This is a genomic window from Lysobacter sp. M2-1, assembly GCF_022662495.1.
Lineage (GTDB): Bacteria > Pseudomonadota > Gammaproteobacteria > Xanthomonadales > Xanthomonadaceae > JAKPBU01.
Window position 1 is genome coordinate 59,784 of record NZ_JAKPBU010000001.1, and the last position, 19,131, is coordinate 78,914.

Sequence of the window (19,131 nt, forward strand, 5' to 3'; positions counted from 1 at the left end):
CGGAGCGGCTGATCACGAACCTTTATGGCGCTTGGTCGAGAACCGTTTTCCTGTGACTAATCTGGCGCAAAATCGGCTCCCCGCTCTCCGCCATGAGGCTTATGCCGTGATCCGATCCATCCTGAGCTTCTCCCTGTTGTCCGCACTTTCCTTCGGCGCCCACGCCGCCAGCAACAAGCAGATCGGCGTGAACGTGCTGCTCAATACCGATGCCACGCCGGCGATCCTCGCCAAGCTCGGCAGCTACGGCACCGTGCGTGATGTCGTTGTCGAAATCGACGCAGTGACCGTGCGCACAACCGAAGCGGGCCTGGCAACCATCCGCACGCTTCCGTTCGTCGTCGCCGCCAGTCCGGACGCCGTGCGCAACGGTGCGCCGGTGGACACGGTCTCGGCAACCAATTTCAGCAATGGCATCAATACCTGGGACCTGGATGCGGTCGACGTCACCAACCGCGGCGTTGCCGGCCGCGTGACGCCCTACGACGGCAGCGGCGTCTACGTTGCGGTCCTGGATACCGGCCTGCTCGACAGCTGGCGCCAGTACTTCCCGCAGCAACGCATCGCCACCGAATTCGCCAAGGCCTTTGGCGGCGGCGGCGGCGAGGCGGGCAACGTGTCCGACCCCACCAACAAATGGGAACACGACCAGAACTCGCACGGCACCCATGTCACCAGCAGCATCCTGGGCTACAACCTCGGCGGCACCAGCGTCAACGGCGTGGCACCGGGCGCACGCGTGATCCCGGTCAAGGTGCTCAACCAGAATGGGTCGGGCTGGTCGTCGGTCATCGCGCGAGGCATCGTCTATGTCGCCGACCTGAAGGCCGACGGCGCACTGGGCCAATGGCCGGTGGTGATCAACATGAGCTTGGGCGGTTCGCGCCTGGATGCGGTGGAGAAGGCCGCGATCGACTATGCCATCGGCAAGGGCGTGGTGATCGTTGCCTCCGCCGGCAACTCCGGCACCGCGGGCATGGGCTATCCGGGCGCGTACGCGCCGGTGATCTCGGTCGCCGCCAGTGGCTGGAACGGGCAGTGGAAGCCGGGCAGCGACGGCAATCCGGGCAACTGGTGGAACGCCGACGATGTCGCCGATCCCACGACGGCCTCCGATTTCCATATCGCCGGCTTCTCCAGCCGCGCCAAGACCGGACAGGACCTGGACGTCGCCGCGCCGGGCTCGTGGGTCGTCGGCCCCTATCAGGTCAACAGCGGCCAGACGTCGTATTACTACCTCAGCGGCACCTCGATGGCCGCGCCACACGTGGCGGGCATCGCCGCGCTGATGCTGCAGAAATCGCCCGACCTGGTGCAATCCGACGTCGAAGGCCTGATGGAGGCGTCGGCGATCGCGCTGCCTGCCGGCTGCGCGATGCTTTCCCAGCCATCGGGACCGGCCACGCAGACCTGCTGGGGCGCCGATGCCACCGGTGCCGGCATCCTCACTGCGGAAGCCGCGCTCGCCAACACGCCCTGAGCGGGACCGCTCGATGAACGACCGCCCGGCGCAAGCCGGGCGGTTTCGTTTATGCGCCAAGCCGCGCGGAGCTCGGCATTCCGTAACCCACTGCGCTCGACACCGGGCATTTTTGCGAAAGACTGACGCGACTTCGTACGTCATCCCATATCGGGTGACCGTCCACTCCCTGTCGATCCCGTTGGGCCACCTGCTCACGGAGCACTTCGCCAGCACGGCCTCGCAACTGTCCAAAAACCCGCATCCTGCGCCGCTCCGGGCGCACACTGCCTGGCGTTGGCAGCCCCGACATGCGTGTTTCAGGCTGTGGACATCGAGTTCGATGGCATTGGGTGATCTCACGAGACGTCTGCTCTCGTGACCCCAACCAGGCGGCTTCACCGGACGAGCGCGCGCGTCCACTACCATCCAGGGTCCGATCCTGCCGACCACCCTGATGCCGCTTTCCCTGACGCGTGGCCTGCGCCGGTTCCTGAGGCGGCTGACGCTGCCCGAGGAGGGGGATCGTCAGGAACCCCCGCTGCGCTCCCAGCTGTTCAGCGCCGAGCAGATGCAGCGGCACGGCCGTGCGTTGGCCAAATCCCACTGCCTGCGCGAGGACACCGCGCGCGACCAGCTGCTGGCGCGGCTGGCCGACAACGCGCTGGTGCTCGACCGTGCCTCGGGCCTGCTCACCGGCGCGGTGCAGTCCGGCCGCAGCCTCACGCCCGCAGGTGAGTGGCTGCTCGACAACTACTATCTGATCGAAGAGCAGATCGGCATGGCGCGCCGGCACTTGCCGCCCCGTTACAGCCGCGAACTTCCGCAGCTTGCCAACGAGAACATGTCCGGCCTGCCGCGCGTCTACGACATCGCGCTCAATGCCATTTCCCACGGCGATGGGCGGGTCGATGCCCCCGGGCTGAGCCGTTACCTGACCGCTTACCAGACGGTGACACCGCTCACCCTGGGCGAATTGTGGGCGGTGCCGATCATGCTGCGGCTCGCCCTGATCGAAAATCTGCGGCGGATCGCCGTGCGCCTGATCGACGATCGCCACGACCGCAACCAGGCCGACCTGTGGGCGGACCGGTTGACCGCGGCCGCGGAGAGCGATCCCAAATCGCTCGTGCTGGTGATTGCGGACATGGTGCGCTCCGAACCGCCCCGCACCAGTTCGTTCGTCGCCGAGTTCGCGCGCCGCCTGCAGGGCAAGAGCGCCGCGCTTGCGTTGCCGCTCACCTGGGTGGAGCAGTGGCTGGACGATTTCGACCAGAGCATCGAACAGCTCGTCCAGGGCGAAAACCAGCAGCAGGCGGCGGCACAGGTGTCGATGAGCAATACCATCGGCAGCCTGCGGTTCCTCGCGACGATGGATTGGCGTGAATTCGTCGAAACCCTGAGCGTGGTCGAACAGACGCTGCGCCAGGATCCTTCCGGCACCCACGGCGAAATGGATTTCGCCACCCGCGACCACTACCGGCACATCGTCGAGCGGATCGCGCGCCGGGGCGGACTGAGCGAAATTGCGGTAGCCGAAAAGGTGGTGGAATTCGCGCAGGCGCGCGCGGCCCTTGCCGGAAAGGACGATCTGGCCGCACATGTGGGCTATTACCTGATCGACGACGGCCGGCCGGCGATCGAGCAGGCCCTGGGCCTGCGCGGCGCGTTGCCGAGAATCCGCCGCACCGCGCGCCGCGTGCCGTTGTTGGCCTACATCGCACCGGGCGTTGTGATCGTGGCGCTGTGCACGCTGGGACTGTTCACGCAGGCACCTACGGCGCTGGGCGCGGGCTGGCTGTGGCTGGTGGCGGTACTGTCGGTGGTGGCGTACAGCGACCTGGCAGTCGCGCTCGTCAACCGCGCTGCGACGATGTTCATGCCGCCTCGGGCATTGCCCCGGCTCGACTTCAGCGCGGGCATCCCCACGCAGATGCGCACCCTGGTCGCTGTGCCCACCCTGGTCGGCAGCGTCGAAGGCGTCGAAGCGCTGCTCGAGGCCCTGGAGGTGCGCTTCCTCGCCAATCGCGACGACAACCTGCACTTCGCCCTGCTCAGCGACTTCTTCGATGCCGACGCGGAAGTCCTTCCCGAAGACGCGGCGGTGCTGCTCGCCGCCGAGCAGGGTATCGCCTCGCTCAATACACGCTACGCGCCGGAGCACAGCGATCGGTTCTTCCTGTTCCACCGCGCACGCGAGTGGAATCCGCGCGAAGGAGTATGGATGGGATCCGAGCGCAAGCGCGGCAAGCTCGGGGCGCTCAACGCATATCTGCGCGGATCGCGGCGCGACCAACATGGACACCCCCTGTTCCTGCGCACCGCCGGCAACACCGAAGTGCTCGGCAACGTGCGCTACGTGATCACCCTGGATACCGACACCCAGCTTCCGCGCGATGTCGCGCGCGAACTGGTCGGCACCCTGGCGCATCCCCTCAACCGTGCCCGCTTCGACGAACGCCGCCGCATCGTCACCCGCGGTTACGGCATCCTGCAGCCGCGCGTCGGCGTGAGCATGAGCGGCCAACGCCGTTCCCTCTACGCCAGCCTGTACGGTAGCGAGCCGGGCATCGATCCCTACACGCGCGCGGTATCGGACGTCTACCAGGACCTCTTCGGCGAAGGTTCGTTCGTCGGCAAGGGCATCTACGACGTGGATGCCTTCGAGCATGCGCTGGAAGGCCGGATGCCGGACAACCGGATCCTCAGCCATGACCTGCTCGAGGGTTGTTACACGCGTGCGGGCCTGGTGAGCGACGTACAGCTCTACGAGGACTATCCCTCACGCTATGCGGTCGATGTGAAGCGCCGCCACCGGTGGATCCGCGGCGACTGGCAGCTGCTGCCGTGGCTGCTGCCGAGTGTGCCGCTCCGGCGTCCAGCGGATGCGGACGGGGCGCACGTCGCTGCCGGCCGCGCGCCGGGCCGCCGCCGCGAGCGCAATCCGCTGTCGCTGCTTTCGCGCGGCAAGATCTTCGACAACCTGCGACGCAGTCTGGTGCCGGCTTCGCTGACGACGCTGCTGGTCGTTGGCTGGGCCTTCGCGGCCGATCCGCTGGCATGGACGGCGTGGCTGCTGGCGATCGTGCTGGTACCACCGCTGCTGGCCTCGCTGATCGACCTGGCCAACCATCCCGCCGACATCCCGCTCGGAGCGCATCTGCGGCACGCAGCGAGGTCGGCTGGCCGCAACGTGGCGACGGCCCCGCTGGTCATCGCCTGCCTGCCCTACGAGGCGTTCTTCAGCCTGGATGCCATCGCGCGCACGGTGTGGCGGATGGGAGTCGTTCGGCGCCGGCTGCTGCAGTGGAGTCCGTCGAGCGAGGTCGAGCGCACGCTGGGCGATTCGCTGGCCGGATCGCTGCGGACGATGTGGTTCGCGCCTGCCTTCGGTTCGGCGGTCGCAGGCTGGCTCGCATGGATGCGGCCGGACGCCCTGTGGGTCGCCGCCCCGGTCCTGGCGCTGTGGCTGATCTCGCCGCCGTTGATGTGGTGGCTCGGGCGGCCCCGCCCGCGCGCGCATGCATTGCTGGACGACGCGCAGCAGCGTTTCCTCGGTCGGCTGGCACGCCGCACGTGGGCGTTCTTCGAAACCCATGTCACCGCGGACGACCACTGGCTGCCGCCCGACAACGTGCAGGAACACCCTACCCTGCTGGTGGCGCGACGCACGTCGCCGACCAACATCGGCCTGTCGCTGCTGGCCGACCTGGCCGCACTCGACTTCGGCTACCTGCCCGCAGGTGCGGCGATGCGGCGCAGCGCCAATGCGCTGGCCACGCTGGAAAAGCTGCAGCGTCACCGCGGGCATTTCCTCAACTGGTACGACACCCAGACCCTCGCGCCATTGCCGCCGCGCTATGTCTCGGCGGTGGACAGCGGCAACCTCGCGGCCCACCTGCTCACCCTTCGCCAGGGACTGCTGGCGATGCGTACAGCGCCGGTGATCAGCCACGACGTGTTCCGTGGCCTGTCCGACACGTTCGGGCTGGTGCGCGAAACGGCGCTGCCTGGAGCGCCAGACGATGCCATCGCGGGATTCGCGCAGGTACTGGAGGCGGCGTGCCTGCAGCGGCCGGTAGGCGCCAATGAGGTCATGCGGGCGCTGGCTGCGCTGCAGGCGCATGCCGAAGCGATCGCCGAGGCAATGCCCGCGGCCCAGGAAGAAGCGTGGTACTGGGCACAGGCCCTGGCCTCGCAATGCACCGCGTTCAGTGCCGATGTCCTGCACCTGGCACCATGGCTGGCGAACCCGGCGCCACACCCTCCCGCAGGTCTCGGCCCAGGCATCCCGACCCTGCAACAGCTCGCCCGCCTGGACGGACCGGAAGCCTCACCTGCGCGCGCGCGCATCCGCGAACTCGAGCGGCTGGCGCACGTGGCCGGCCAGTGCGCGCAGATGGACCACCGCTTCCTGTACGACGTCACGCGCCACCTGCTCTCGATCGGCTACAACGTGGACGAACAGCGCCTCGACGCGGGCTACTACGACCTGCTCGCCTCCGAGGCCCGCCTCGGCAACTTCGTCGCCATCGCGCAGGGGCAACTGCCGCAGGAGAGCTGGTTCGCGCTGGGACGCCTGCTGACCGAAGTCGACGGCGCGCCGACCCTGCTTTCGTGGAGCGGGTCCATGTTCGAGTACCTGATGCCGCAGCTGGTGATGCCCAGCTATCCCGGCACCCTGCTCGACGAGACGGCGCGGCATTCGGTCGAACGCCAGATGGAATACGGTCGCCAGCGCGACGTGCCGTGGGGCATTTCCGAATCCGGCTACAACCTGGTCGATGCGCGGATGAACTACCAGTACCGCGCTTTCGGCGTGCCCGGGCTCGGACTCAAGCGTGGACTCGCCCAGGACCTGGTGATCGCACCCTACGCCAGCATGATGGCGGTGATGGTGGCGCCCGAAGCGGCGTGCCAGAACCTGCAGCGGCTGTGGCAGGAAGGGTTCGGCGGACGGCTCGGCCTGTACGAGGCGATCGACTACACGCCCTCGCGCGTGCCACGCGGCCAGAGCTACGCGCTGGTGCGCTCCTACATGGCCCATCACCAGGGCATGGGGTTGCTCGCCCTCGCCTACCTGCTGCGCGACCAGCCGATGCAGCGCCGCTTCGCGGAGGATCCGGAGTTCCGCGCGACCCTGCTGCTGTTGCAGGAACGCATCCCGCGCACGGGCGTGTTCCATCCGCATTCGGCGGAAGTCGCCACCGCCGGTCCGGTCAGCGAGGTCGAAACCGCCCCGTTGCGGGTCTTCCGCAACGCCGACACGGTGCGACCCGCCGTACAGATCCTGTCCAACGGCCGCTACCACGTGATGCTGACCAATGCCGGCGGCGGATACAGCCGCCGTGGCGACATGGCGGTCACGCGCTGGCGCGAAGATGGCACCCGCGACGCATGGGGCCAGTTCTGCTTCCTGCGCGACGTGGACAGCGGCGAATTCTGGTCGACCGCGCTGCAACCCATCGGCATGGTCGTGCCCGGATACGAGGCGATCTTCTCGGATGCCAAAGCCGAATTCCGCGGCCGCCACCGCGGCTACGAATCGCATCTGGAAATCGCGGTTTCGCCCGAGGACGAGATCGAGCTGCGCAGGCTGCACATCTCCAATCGCAGCCGGATCGCGCGTACCATCGAGGTCACTACGTATGCCGAAGTCGTGCTGGCATCCGCGCTCTCCGACGAGCTGCACCCCGCCTTCAGCAACCTCTTCGTGCAGACCGCGCTGGTGCCGGCCAAGCAGGCCATCGTATGCACGCGCCGGCCGCGCGCGCATGACGATGCCGTGCCATGGATGTTCCACCTCGTGGCCGTACACGGCGCCGACATCGACGCGATCTCCTACGAAACCGACCGCGCGCGCTTCATCGGTCGTGGCAACACCTTGCGTGAACCGGATGCGCTGGTGCGCGAAGCGCAGCTGTCCAACTCCGAAGGTTCGGTGCTCGACCCGATCGTCGCCGCTCGCTGCCGCATCACCCTGGGTCCGGGGCAGACCGCGATCATCGACATGGTGACGGGCGTTGGCGATTCGCGCACGGACTGCGACGAACTGATCGACAAGTATCGCGACCGCAGGCTCGCCGACCGCGTGTTCGACCTCGCATGGACCCACAACCAGGTGGTGCGTCGCCAGATCGACGCGAGCGAGGCGGATGCGCAGCTGTACGAACGCCTCGCCGGGATGATGTTGTTCTCGCATCCCGCGCTGCGCGCGGAGCCGACGGTGCTGCTGCAGAACCGGCGCGGCCAGTCGGGACTTTGGGGACAGTCGATCTCCGGCGATCACCCGATCGCGCTGGTCCGCATTACCGATGCCGCCAATATCGGTCTGGTCCGGCAGATGGTCCAGGCGCATGCGTACTGGCGGCTCAAGGGTCTGCCCGTCGACCTCGTGATCTGGAACGAAGACCACGCCGGCTACCGCCAGCATCTGCAGGACCAGATCATGGGACTGGTGGCCGCAGGGGTGGAAGCGCACGTCATCGACCGCCCGGGTGGCATCTTCGTGCGCCAGGCGCAGCAGCTCTCGCAGGAGGACCGGATCCTGCTGCAATCAGTGGCGAGGGTGGTCATCGCCGACAACAACGGGAGTCTGACGGAACAGGTCGGGCGCCGATCCCCTCCGGCTGCGCTGCCGCCCCTGCTCTCCGCTGCCGCAGCGCCGACAGCGCTGCCGCCGGACGACCTCGCTGCACAGCCCGAGCCGCATGTCGACCCGAATGCCGGATCGCGCACGTCTGTGCCTGACGTTGCCGACGCAGATCCATGGCCGTTCGAGCATGCCGCGGCCGAACTGATCCTGGACAACGGTCTGGGCGGCTTCTCCGCGAACGGACGCGAGTACATCATCCGCAACGAGCCGGGCGAGTCGACTCCGGCACCCTGGTCCAACGTATTGGCGAACGCGCAGTTCGGCTGCGTGCTCAGCGACAGCACACCGGGCTATACCTGGTCCGAGAATGCGCACGAGTTCCGTCTCACGCCCTGGCACAACGACCCGATCGGCGACACTTCAGGTGAGGCGTTCTATCTGCGCGACGAGGACACCGGACGCGTCTGGTCGCCGATGCCGCTCCCGGCGCGCGGTAGCGGCGCGTACCGGACCCGCCATGGTTTCGGCTACAGCGTCTATGAACACGTCGAAGACGGCATCGAAAGCGAGCTGTGGATCTACGTGGATCTGAAGGAACCGGTGAAATACAGCGTGCTCAAGCTGCGCAACCGGTCCGGGCGCCCGCGCCGGATCTCCGCCACCGCTTACGTGGAATGGGTCCTGGGCGATCTGTATGGACGCACGCACATGTACCTGATCACCGAGGTGGATGGCGACAGCGACCTGCTGACCGCGCGCAATACCTACAACGCCGAGTTCGGGCAGCGCGTGGCGTTCCTGGACGCCGACGTGCATCAGCGAGCGCGCAGCTTCACCGGGGATCGGACCGAGTTCCTCGGCCGCAACGGCACGCTGCGGGCGCCGGCCGCCTTGTTGCGCGAACGGCTGTCGAACCGCACCGGGCCCGGTCTGGATCCGTGCGCGGCGATCCAGCTGCCGGTCGACCTGGACCCGGAGCAGTCGTTCGAAACGGTGTTCCGGCTCGGGGTGGGACGGGATTGGGGCGACGCCGTCGCCCTCGCGAAGCGATGCCGCGGTAGCGAGGCGGCGCACGATGCGCTCGACGCAGTGCGCCTGCACTGGACACGCACCCTGGGCACCGTGCAGGTGCAGACCTCCGACCCGGCGGTCGACGTTCTCGCCAACGGATGGCTGCTCTATCAGACCATCGCGTGCCGCTACCTGGCGCGGAGCGGCTACTACCAGTCGGGCGGCGCCTTCGGCTTCCGCGACCAGCTGCAGGACACCATGGCCATGGTGCACGCGCAGCCGACGCGTGCGCGCGAGCACCTGCTGCTCGCCGCGGCGCACCAGTTCCCCGAGGGCGACGTGCTGCACTGGTGGCATCCGCCGCTCGACCGCGGCGTGCGCACGCGGTGCTCGGACGATTTTCTGTGGCTGCCGCTGGCGGCGGCGCGCTATGTCGAGGTGACCGGCGATGCCGGCGTGCTGGATCAGCGCGTGCCGTACATCGAGGGGCGGCCGGTCGCGGCCGACGAGGAGTCCTATTACGACCTTCCCACCCGCTCGGCGCTGCGCGAAAGTCTGTACCGGCACTGCGTCCGCGCGCTGCAGCGCGGCATGTCGCGGTTGGGCGAGCGGGGTCTGCCGCTGATCGCCACCGGGGACTGGAACGACGGCATGAACCGGGTCGGAGAGGGCGGGCGCGGGGAAAGCGTGTGGCTGGGCTTCTTCCTGTTCGAGGTCCTCAACCGGTTCGCGCCGCTGGCGCGCGCGCGCGGCGAGATCGTGTTCGCAGAGACCTGCGAGGATGCCGCGGACGCGCTGCGCAGCAACCTTGAAGCCCACGCATGGGATGGCGCCTGGTACCGGCGCGGATGGTTCGACAACGGTGCGCCGCTGGGGTCGAGCGAAAGCGACGAATGCAACATCGATTCGATTGCCCAGAGCTGGTCGGTGCTTTCGGGTGCCGGGGATCCGCAGCGCACGCGCCAGGCCCTGGCCTCGCTGGACCAGCGGCTGGTGCGCCGCGAGGCTGGTCTGATCCAGTTGCTCGATCCGCCCTTCGACAAGACCGCGCAGGACCCGGGCTACATCCGCGGCTACCTTCCCGGCGTCCGCGAGAACGGCGGCCAGTACACCCATGCTGCCATCTGGGCCGTCATGGCATTCGCGCGCATCGGCGATGGCGACAAGGCCTGGGAGCTGCTGCGCATGATCAATCCGGTCAACCACGCGGCGGATGCCGATGCAGTCGCCACCTACAAGGTGGAGCCCTACGTGGTCGCGGCCGACGTCTATGCGGTCGCGCCGCATGTCGGGCGCGGCGGCTGGACCTGGTACACCGGGTCGGCAGGATGGATGTATCGCCTGGTCGTCGAATCCCTGCTCGGCCTGCAGCGGACCGGCCATCTCCTGCGCATCGCACCATGTCTGCCCGCAGAGTGCTCGGGTTACCGGATGCAGTACCGATACGGGGACACCACATACCGGATCGACGTGCGCCGCGATCGCGACGCGGCTGCGACACAGGTCATCCTCGATGGGCAGGAATGCGCATTCGGCGAGATCGCGCTCGTCGACGACCTGCGCGAGCATCAGGTCGACATCGTGCTCGGCCACTCGACGGCGAAGCGCCCTTAGTCCACCGGAGCGGTACATTGCCCGCAGTCGCTATGTCCGCTCCAGCATCGGCGGCAGCGGGCAATGCAGCGCGCCACAGACGGTGCGCAGCAGCTCGGCTTCGGCGATGGAAACGCGGCCGTCGTGGCCGATGGTTGCGACCAGGCCTTCCACCAGCGCCTGCTTGGCCAGCGGATCGAGCGCATCCAGTGGTTCCCACACCGCGTCCAATGCCAGTACGCCTTCGCGGCGCGGCTGGTACGGAAGATGATCGCTGGGCAGTACGCGCTGCATGCCGGCGAGATAGGCGTGGCGGGCGGCGTCGGCCCCGTCGTGACCCGACTGCGCCACCACGCATAGCAGGGTGGCCAGCTCGCTGCGCACGTCGTTGAGCCTGCGCCGGCCGAAGCGCGTGTACCGGCCGGGGTCCAGCGATTCGCGCACCTGCACCTGCAGCAGCCGTCCCAGGCAATATTCGAACAGCGAGACCTGGTTGTCGGCATGCACCAAGGCGAACACCGTGTCCATGAAGGTGTCCAGCTCCGGGCGGGGCCGCATCCGCAGCACCGGGAACGCCATCGCCGCCAGCGGCAGGCGCAGCATCGGATGAAGGTCTGCGGTCAGCTGCTGGTGGATCTCCAGCGCGTATTGCGCCAGCGACACGTCCAGGCGCGCGCGGATCTCAGCGACCTGTTTGTCCTGCACCTTGCCCTCGTTCGCCAGCAGCAGGCCGAGCAGCAGCGGAACCACCGTGTCGCGACGGCTCGCGAGTCCACGCAGCGCCTCGGGGACGCCCGCGGCAATCGCATCCGCGCGCCGGTAGTCGTCGCTGTTCGGATGCGCGACCTGGGCCACCACCATCGGCGGGGTCACGCTTACCTGGGCCGAGGAATCCGGCAGCGCTCCGGCAGCATGCCCGCGCAGGCCCATGCGCAGGTCCTCGTCGAGCCCGTCGGGCGGCGATGCGTACCACTGCGCGCGCAGGCGTTCGAGTTGCTCGCTGCGGAACTGCGGTTCCAGCGCCTGGATGCGCTTGAGCAGCGGAGGATGGGTGGCGAACCACCCAGCAAAGCCGACGCCGTCGCCGAACAGCATGTGGCTGACTTCCTCGGCGTTGCCGCGATCGGCCAGGCGCGAGCCTTCGTTCACCCCGCCGATCTTCTTCAGCGCGCCGGCCAGACCTTGCGTCTGCCGGGTGAATTGCACCGCCGAGGCGTCGGCCAGGGTTTCGCGGCTGCGGCTGACCCCGGCCTTGATCATGCGCCCGAAGAACAGCCCGACGTAGCCGACCACGGTCGCGATCAGCGCGGCGATCACGATCGCTCCCGCGCCCCTGCCGCGGCCGCCGACCCGGCCGTGCTGGAGGATCTTGCGGCCGATGATGCCGAGCATGAGGATGCCGAACAGCACGCCGATCAGGCGGATGTTCAGCCGCATGTCGCCGTTGAGGATATGGCTGAACTCGTGCGCGACGACGCCCTGCAGTTCGTCGCGATTGAGCCGCTCGAGCGCACCGCGGGTCACTGCGACCACCGCATCGGATGGCGAGTAGCCGGCGGCGAAGGCATTGATCGCCGCTTCGTGTTCCAGCACGTAGATCTTCGGCACCGGCACACCCGAGGCGATCGCGATTTCCTCCACCACGTTGCGCAGCCGGCGCAGGCCGAAATCGCGGGTGTCCTCGGGCACGGGCACGCCACCCATCTGCAGCGCCACCGGCTCGCCGCCTCCACGCAGGCTGGCGATGCGGTAGAGCGAGCCAATGCCGATGATCGCGGCGGTCACGATGCCGCCAAGCAGCAGCGCGCCCGGATTGGTGCCCCATACGACGGCAACGGCCAGGTCCACCGCGGCGATGATGCCGGCCACCGCCAGCGCGAAAAGCACCACCAGGCGCACCGACGTGCGCCGTGCCTCGGCCTGGCGTTCGAAGAAATTCATGTAAGGGCGGGATTCGGGATCAGGGATCAGGCATTCGGAATACGGCACCCGGGATGCAGGGCAATGTCCTGCGAATCCCGAATGCCGATTACCAAATCCCGGCTTCTCAGAACTCCACCTTCGGCGCCGCGCGCACCGCCGCCTGCTGGTCGGTCGGGATCTCCAGCAACGCGGCCTGTGCGAAGTTGAACATGCCGGCGACCACGCTGGACGGGAACACTTCGCGCTTGTTGTTGTAGGCCATGACCGAATCGTTGTAGGCCTGGCGGGCGAAGGCGACCTTGTTCTCGGTGCTGGTCAGCTCCTCGGTGAGCTGCATCATGTTCTGGTTGGCCTTGAGGTCGGGGTAGGCCTCGGCCACCACCAGCAGTCGGCCGAGCGCCCCATTGAGCGCGCCCTGGGCGTTGGCCAGTTCGGCCATGGCCGCCGGATCGCCGGGGTTGGCCTTGGCCGCTGCCAATCCGGAGACCGCGGCGCCACGGGCGGCGATCACCGCTTCCAGGGTCTCGCGTTCATGGGAGAGGTAGCCCTTGGCGGTCTCCACCAGGTTCGGGATCAGGTCGAAACGGCGCTGCAGCTGCACATCGATCTGGGCGAAGGCATTGCGGAAGGCATTCCGGGCCCGGACCAGGCCGTTGTAGACGCCCACCACCAGGAAGCCCACTACCACCACAATTGCGAGCAGGATCAAGAAACTAGACATGGAACCTCCCCTTGTTCATGCAAAGACCGGATCACTGGGTTTAGTATCCGGGCAACGAGACGGCACGAAGCCGCAGCATACGAAGGGGGATGACCGATGGAAAGCCGACACCGCGGTTTTCGCAGCCTGATGCGCCCGACCCTTCTTGCCACGCTGCTGACACTGACCCTGGGATCCGCTGCGCAGACACCGGTGCAGTGGCAATCGCCTTCGGCCGCGCGCACCACGGCGGGCACGCCCGCGCCACCGCGCACCTTCGTCAACACCGCACAGCGCGCGCCGGTCGTCGACCACGGTCTCGCCTATGCCCCGCCACCCGCTCAGGTCCAGCCGCTGGGCGTGGGCTTCGATGTACGCCGCTTTGAACTCATGGCCCAGGCACTGGTCGCCAACCAGCGGATCCCCGGCCTTGCGGTAGCGATCGTGCAGAACGGACAGATCTTGTCCGCGCGCGGTTATGGCATCACCGACGTCCGCGCCGCCGAGCCGGTCGATGCCCATACCGTGTTCCGTCTGGCATCGCTGTCCAAATCCTTCGCCGGCACGCTCACCGGCATGCTGGTGTCCGAAGGCGCATTGCGCTGGGACAGCAAGGTCGCCGACTTCATGCCGAACCTGCGCTTCGCCGACCCGGCAGCGGCGCAGCAACTGACGGTCGCTGAGGTGCTGAGCCACCGGGTGGGCCTGACCCACAACGCGTTCGACCGCGACATCGAAGGCTATGCCGACTATCGCGACGTGGTGCAGCGCTTCGCCAACGCGCCGATGAAGTGCCGGCCCGGCGAATGCTATGCCTACCAGAACGTCGCCTTCAGCCTGATCGGCGATGTCGTCTATGCCTCCAGTGGGCAGTTCTACAACGAGGCCGTCGCCAGCCGCATCTTCAAGCCCCTGGGCATGAACGACGCAAGCGTCGGGCTGGAAGGCATCCAGGCCAGCGCACGCTGGGCCAGGCCGCATGTGCGCGGTCGCGGCGGATGGGCGTCGTTGGCGCCGAAGCCGACGTACTACCGCGTCTCGCCCGCCGCCGGCGTCAACGCCAGCATCAGCGACATGGCGCAGTGGCTGCTGGCCCAGACTGGCCATCGCCCCGACGTGCTGCCGCAGCCGCTGCTGGCCACGCTGCATGCGCCGGTGGTGACCACGCCGGGCGAACTGCGCGGTTCGGCCTGGCGGCGTGAACGGCTCAACGGCGCAGGCTATGGCCTGGGCTGGCGCGTCTACGACTATGCGGGACATCGCGTGGTGTTCCATGGCGGCGCCGTGCAGGGCTATCGCGGCGCGGTGGCGCTGCTGCCAGGACGTGACCTGGGAATCGCGATCCTGTGGAACAGCGAGAGCTCGCTGCCCTCGGGCCTGGTGCCGACTATCCTCGACAGTGCGATCGGTCTGCCCTATCAGGCATGGCTGGATCTCGACCTGCCCGAACAGATCGATCGGCCCGAGACGATGTATGCCGGCCAGACGCCGGCCAGCGGCATTGACGGCTCGACCGCCACCGCCGCTCCCGAATAAATCGCTGGCGCTGGCGCGTCGCGCTTCCTCGCCGACGACCCGGCGCGACCTGTGATGGGTCGATATGAGTGCTCGTTGCGGGTTGTGCGCCAAGTCGGGCACGCGAACCGTCGGGACGGCAGCGCGAAAGCCCTACAAGCTCGCCAGGCGAGTACCCATGCCCCGCTGCGGCGCGCTGGGTTGGCATCGCGCCCGGCCTAGGCAGCGGCGCCCCATAAAAAAACTCCTTCTCCGCCTGGGCAACGCGGAGAAGGAGCTTGATACGGCTAATCGGGTTTTTCTTGTTGTTACATCATCGGTGCGGGGGCCGAAGGCATGGCGACTGGCGCCGCCTTCTTTGCCCGCTTTGCCGACTTTTTAGCTACTTTTTTTTTAGCAGCCTTCTTCGCCGCCTTCTTGGCCGGACGCTTCTTGGCGGCCTTCTTCGCCGCCTTCTTGGCTGGACGCTTCTTGGCTGCCTTCTTCGCAGTCTTCTTCTTGGCGACCTTCTTCTTGGCGGCCTTCTTGGCAGGACGCTTCTTGGCTGCCTTACGCACGGCCTTCTTGGCTACGCGCTTCTTGGCGACCTTCTTCTTGGCGACCTTCTTCTTTGCGACCTTCTTGGCCGCCGTCTTGCGCTTGGCGACCTTCTTCTTCGCCGCCTTCTTGGCGGCGGGGCGTTTCTTTGCAGCTTTCTTCATGGCCATTTGATGGCACTCCTCGTCAGTGGACTTCAGGTACAGCAGCCCAGTGAAAACCCCCGCGGGTATCGGACCCGCGGACAACCGCCAACGCGCCAGGCGCGTCGGTGCGGATGCAGTACGCCGGCCTGGAGACCGGCGGATTCTGATGGCGCCTACCCCGGCTCGGGAGCCGGTGCTGGCGCATGAAAAAGCCCGCATCGCCAGGCGATGCGGGCCGGTGTCCGTGAGTGTGCCGCGCTTTTTCGAGGGAGACGACGCCTGAGTCCACCGTTGAATCCATCCGGGCGGAGCACGTTGTTATGCGGTGCGCTGTCTGTTTGATCGAACCCACTCGTTGAGGCGGTTACCCGTTTATGGGGCGAAACCTAATCACGGTTTTTTCCACTGTCAACACTTTGGCGCAAATATTTTTACGGTACCGAACGCGCGTCTGCCGGCCCCAGCCCGGTGCGCGTCGGCGCCGACGTCGGGCGTGCGCACCGCGCCATGCCGCGCACGCATGCACATGCGCGACGCAAACGGCTTGTTTTAAGCAGTTTTTCCGACACGCATGCGCGCGCGTCGTGCACACCGCTCGCCGCGCAAGCACGGCAACCTTGCGTCGACGGCGCGCCATCGCGCGACGTCGACGTGCCTGAATCCGGTCCGCAGCCGGCCGGGTTTTTCGCGCCGCACAAGCGCCGATTGCGCGGAACTGCGCAGGATTTCGGGTCGTGTGCAGACGCCACGAACCCGGCTGTGACGCGTCGTGCGAGCGTTTTCGCCGGCTCGCAATCGGCAGATCTGCACGGCTACGAAGCCTGGCGGCTTCGACCAGAACACGCCGACGCGGCGGTGGCGTCAAAACAAAACCGGCCGCACGTGGCGGCCGGTCGGCAATTCGCAGCAAGCGACGCGGGGCGTCAGTGATCGTCGTCCTCGAGCAGCTCGGCGTAGTCGTCCGGTCCGAGCAGTTCGTTGAGCTGGTCGGGCTCTTCCGCCTCCACCACGAAGATCCAGCCATCGCCGTAGGCGTCCTCGTTGATGGTCTCGGGCTTGTCGGCCAGCGCCGAGTTGACCTCCACCACCGTTCCGCTGATCGGCGCGTATACGTCTGAAGCCGCCTTCACCGACTCCACCACGGCGCAGGCGTTGCCGGCTTCGACCCGGTCGCCGACGTTGGGCAGTTCGACGTAGACCAGGTCGCCGAGCAGGCCCTGTGCGTGGTCGGAGATGCCGACTGTGACCTTGCCATCGCCTTCGACGCGCGCCCACTCGTGGGATTTGAGGAATTTCAGATCGCCGGGAATATCGCTCATCGTGGGCTCCGGAAGTGCAGGCAGGGAAGGCGTGGATAGTGTATCCAAGCGCGGCGGGTACGGATCAAGCGCATGGCGATCAAACGCCGTCCTGCACCCTGCCCTCGCGGACGAACGGGAACTTCACCAGGCGCACCGGCACTTCGCGGCCGCGGATGTCGACCCGCACATCGCCGGTGGCGCCGGCGGGAATGCGCGCGAAGGCGATCGCCTTGCCGATGGTCGGGGAAAACGTGCCGGACAGGATCTCGCCTTCGCCCGCATCGGTCAGCACTTTCTGGCCATGGCGCAGCACGCCCTTGTCGTCCATCACCAGGCCGACCATCTGTCGCGGGGCGCCATCGGCGTGCTGGCGTTCGAGCGCTTCGCGGCCAATGAATGCGCGCGGTCCGGATTCCGGGCCGCCATCCAGCGCCACGGTCCAGCCGAGCGCGGCTTCGTAGGGCGATACGGTTTCGTCCATGTCCTGGCCGTACAGGTTCATGCCCGCCTCGAGCCGCAAGGTATCGCGCGCGCCCAGCCCGGCCGGCTTCACCCCCGCCTGCAGCAGCCCATTCCACAGCGCGACCGCGTGCGGCTGCGCGACGACGATCTCGAAGCCGTCCTCGCCGGTGTAGCCGGTGCGGGCGACGAACAGCGGCGTGCCGTCGCGGGTCATGGCTTCCGCCGCCGAAAACCGGGTGAGCTTGCCGGCGGCCTTGGCGCCTGCCGCATCGAGCAGGCCAAGCACGCGCTCACGCGCGTTCGGACCCTGCACCGCGATCATCGCCAGCTCGCTGCGCTCGGTAACGTTGACATCGAAGGGCTTCGCCTGCGCCTCGATCCATGCCAGGTCCTTGTCGCGGGTGGCCGCGTTCACGATCAGGCGGAACTTGTCGCCGTGCCGTCCGCCCTGCTCGAGGAAATAGACGATCAGGTCGTCGATCACCCCGCCCTGGGCATTGAGCATGCAGGTATAGAGCGCCTTGCCGGGCTTGACCAGCTTGTCGACCGAGTTCGCCACCAGGCTGCGCAGGAACTCGCGGGTACGTGGCCCTTCCAGGTCGACCACGGTCATGTGGCTGACGTCGAACATGCCCGCGTCGCGCCGGACCTGGTGATGCTCCTCGACCTGCGAGCCGTAATGCAGGGGCATGTCCCAACCGCCGAAGTCGACCATGCGGGCGCCGAGTGCGCGGTGGGCTTCGTTGAGGACGGTCTTCTGGGTCATCGGGACGGCCTGTGCGTGCGGAAAGCGGCCATTATCCCGCGCCGCGCAATTCCCCGCTCGTCATGGACACCCAACGCCCGGCACGCGCCGCGGCGGTGCGTTCAAGGGACGAAGTCGAGTGCTGCTTCCGGTCGTCCGCTGCGCACCCTCAACCGTCGTAGCCGTAGCCCTCGTTGAGGCAACGCACGCCGGTGGGGGCAATCGGCTGGAAGCGGCCGCTCTCGTCCAGCCGCCACACACCGTCGAAGCGGGTGTACCACTCGGTGTCCACGTCCGGGCGGATGACCGCCACGATGCGGCTGTCCGGCTGCGCGTCGCTCTGGCACAACCCGATCGACACGTCGTTGCGCGCATCGTCCAGCGCCTCGGGCTCGAGCGCGTCGGTCACCAGCCCCAGCGGCCTGTCGCCGCCGACCGCGCTGCCGTCGAAGTGATGGAGCCGGCGCATTGCGACGACGGTCCGCGTGCCGCTCTGCTCGTCCTTGAGCACGGCGACCGAGACCGCACACATCGCATCGCCGGAAGTGCCCTGGCCGATGCAGCTTCCGCCCAGTTCGTGCACCCCACTGGGATACGGTGGCACCACCACGTCACGCCACTCCGCGGCCGATTGCGCCTGCGCCATCGGCACCGCGCCCACCACTGCGCAAACCAGTACCCCTGCCGTGATCGTGCGCATCTTCATTGTCCTCAGGCCGGTTCCACCAGCAGCGTCATGCCCTCTGCCCCGGTAATGCGCACCGGCGTACCGGCGGGCAGCTCCGGGCCGCTCACATCCCAGAACGCATCGGCGATCTGCACCCGTCCCCGGCCCTGCACGATCCCATGGTCGAGCCGCACCACGCGTCCGACCAGGGCCGCGGTACGGCGATTGAGCGCCGGCTGGTCGCTCTGGCGCTCGCGTCCGCGAAACCATTTCCGGTACACCTGGATGGAGATGAAGCTGAGCACGATGAAGGCCGCCGCCTGCGCCAGCACCGGAATCCCCGGCACCAGCAGCACCGCCAGGAACACCGCGACCGCGGCGAACCCCAGCCACAGCATGAACGCGCCCGGGGCGAGCGCTTCGGCTGCGAACAGCAGCAGCGCGATCGCAGCCCAGGCGAACACGTCCCAGCGCATG

Annotated in this window: 11 protein-coding genes; 4 read left to right on the top strand and 7 right to left on the bottom strand. The window is 67.6% G+C overall.

Annotated features, from left to right (window positions below; all coding sequences use genetic code 11):
• Nucleotides 1–106 precede the first annotated feature (106 nt).
• The gene (locus MC375_RS00250) at nucleotides 107–1,480 is read left to right on the top strand and encodes a S8 family serine peptidase (RefSeq protein ID WP_242101284.1); all 1,374 of its coding nucleotides are present in this window, start codon (nucleotides 107–109) and stop codon (nucleotides 1,478–1,480) included.
• A gap of 436 nt (nucleotides 1,481–1,916) precedes the next feature.
• A complete protein-coding gene (locus MC375_RS00255) occupies nucleotides 1,917–10,679 on the top strand; it encodes a glycoside hydrolase family 94 protein (protein ID WP_242101285.1) in 8,763 nt (2,920 codons plus the stop codon).
• Between the two features lie 30 nt (nucleotides 10,680–10,709).
• Here MC375_RS00255 and MC375_RS00260 read toward each other — a convergent pair whose 3' ends face one another.
• Nucleotides 10,710–12,599 (bottom strand): M48 family metallopeptidase, encoded by a 1,890-nt coding sequence (locus MC375_RS00260; RefSeq protein WP_242101286.1) that lies wholly within the window; start codon nucleotides 12,597–12,599, stop codon nucleotides 10,710–10,712.
• A 106-nt stretch (nucleotides 12,600–12,705) separates the two neighbouring features.
• Nucleotides 12,706–13,302: a LemA family protein gene (locus MC375_RS00265; RefSeq protein ID WP_242101287.1), complete on the bottom strand. Its 597-nt coding sequence runs from the start codon at nucleotides 13,300–13,302 to the stop codon at nucleotides 12,706–12,708.
• Between the two features lie 96 nt (nucleotides 13,303–13,398).
• Here MC375_RS00265 and MC375_RS00270 point away from each other — a divergent pair, with 96 nt between their 5' ends.
• The gene (locus MC375_RS00270) at nucleotides 13,399–14,817 is read left to right on the top strand and encodes a serine hydrolase domain-containing protein (RefSeq protein ID WP_242101288.1); all 1,419 of its coding nucleotides are present in this window, start codon (nucleotides 13,399–13,401) and stop codon (nucleotides 14,815–14,817) included.
• Nucleotides 14,818–15,104: 287 nt separating this feature from the next.
• On the opposite strand, the gene MC375_RS00275 is transcribed toward MC375_RS00270, so the two are convergent.
• Nucleotides 15,105–15,503: a hypothetical protein gene (locus tag MC375_RS00275; RefSeq protein WP_242102996.1), complete on the bottom strand. Its 399-nt coding sequence runs from the start codon at nucleotides 15,501–15,503 to the stop codon at nucleotides 15,105–15,107.
• Nucleotides 15,504–15,986: 483 nt separating this feature from the next.
• On the opposite strand from MC375_RS00275, the gene MC375_RS00280 reads away from it, so the two are divergent.
• Nucleotides 15,987–16,409 carry a hypothetical protein gene (locus MC375_RS00280; protein ID WP_242101289.1) on the top strand — a complete coding sequence of 141 codons (423 nt, stop codon included), beginning with the start codon at nucleotides 15,987–15,989 and terminating at the stop codon, nucleotides 16,407–16,409.
• Here the strand turns inward: MC375_RS00280 and gcvH are convergent.
• The 4 genes from gcvH to MC375_RS00300 form a co-directional block, all read right to left on the bottom strand.
• Nucleotides 16,403–16,798, bottom strand: coding sequence for a glycine cleavage system protein GcvH (gene gcvH / locus MC375_RS00285; protein WP_242101290.1), 396 nt, complete (start codon nucleotides 16,796–16,798; stop codon nucleotides 16,403–16,405). The genes MC375_RS00280 and gcvH overlap by 7 nt on opposite strands.
• A 79-nt stretch (nucleotides 16,799–16,877) precedes the next feature.
• The gene (gene gcvT / locus MC375_RS00290; RefSeq protein ID WP_242101291.1) at nucleotides 16,878–18,008 is read right to left on the bottom strand and encodes a glycine cleavage system aminomethyltransferase GcvT; all 1,131 of its coding nucleotides are present in this window, start codon (nucleotides 18,006–18,008) and stop codon (nucleotides 16,878–16,880) included.
• Between the two features lie 148 nt (nucleotides 18,009–18,156).
• Nucleotides 18,157–18,687: a hypothetical protein gene (locus MC375_RS00295; protein WP_242101292.1), complete on the bottom strand. Its 531-nt coding sequence runs from the start codon at nucleotides 18,685–18,687 to the stop codon at nucleotides 18,157–18,159.
• A gap of 11 nt (nucleotides 18,688–18,698) precedes the next feature.
• Nucleotides 18,699–19,130 (bottom strand): NfeD family protein, encoded by a 432-nt coding sequence (locus MC375_RS00300; protein ID WP_242101293.1) that lies wholly within the window; start codon nucleotides 19,128–19,130, stop codon nucleotides 18,699–18,701.
• Nucleotide 19,131: the final 1 nt, after the last annotated feature.